This is a genomic window from Streptomyces mutabilis, from assembly GCF_014649815.1.
Classification (GTDB): Bacteria; Actinomycetota; Actinomycetes; order Streptomycetales; family Streptomycetaceae; genus Streptomyces; species Streptomyces mutabilis.
This window is the reverse complement of record NZ_BMTT01000126.1, coordinates 1-821: the sequence shown is the minus strand read 5'-3', so window position 1 is coordinate 821 and position 821 is coordinate 1. Positions and strand designations below refer to the sequence as shown.

Below are 821 nucleotides of genomic sequence, written 5' to 3'. Positions count from 1 at the left end.
TCAATCCTCTAACATCATTTTTATTTGTTGATCTTCTTTGAAGTGAAAGTGTAGCGCAAAAACACTCCTGCCTTTTTTTACTGTATCAACTGTTACAGATAGATTGCTTTTTTGGTTTAACTCTTTTATTGCTGGTTTTATTACCCATTGATTCAGTGATTTGAAGGTGGCGTATTTTTTTTCGTCCAAACCTAGCATCGAGCGAAAATCATTAATGCTGATCAATCGATCGCCAATCACTTTAAATTGCATTAATAACTCATATAAACGAATGCTATAGACACTTTTTAGTGTTGATACATTTTTGATCACAATTTTAGTAAATTGACCTTGAAGCTGAGTTAAGTAGGGCATTATGGAATCAGCAAAAACAATTTCTATTTTTCCCTCACCCTCAAAATATTCTGCTTCTTCTTGGATCCAGCGAATACGTCGTCTTTCATTATTGTTTTGTATATATATCCAACGTTCAGCGAGCTTATCTATAGCTTCTTTTAAATGTCGTTCTGCATTACTTTTTCCCATATCAGGAAATGCTAGATAGAAATCGCCAGATGTAATTTTGAATGTTTTTTGAGGAGTTTTATCCAGAGGGTTTAACTTTCCAATACACATCAATAGCAAGCGCTGTTCCTGTAAAGTTAGTTTGTAACTAGCTTCAATCAAAGCATTGGATTTATATGCTATTAGCTCAGACATGTCGCTTCCTACTTAATGGGATAGGCAAAAAAGTAGTCTATCCCTAAATTAAAGGCAAGTCTTTTATTTTTTCTATGCCTAATTTGTGAGTATTACCGTAAATTTCTATGCCTATTACCGTC

At 33.7% G+C, this 821-nt stretch carries 1 protein-coding gene; it reads right to left on the bottom strand.

Features of this window, described 5'->3' with window-relative positions:
* On the bottom strand, positions 1-699 hold the full coding sequence (locus tag IE142_RS39700; protein ID WP_044111722.1) for a replication initiation protein: 699 nt from the start codon (positions 697-699) through the stop codon (positions 1-3).
* Positions 700-821: the final 122 nt, after the last annotated feature.

Excerpts from the sequence above, each read along its gene's own strand:
- IE142_RS39700 (WP_044111722.1), bottom strand. The coding sequence starts at position 699 with ATGTCTGAGCTAATAGCATATAAATCCAATGCTTTGATTGAAGCTAGT.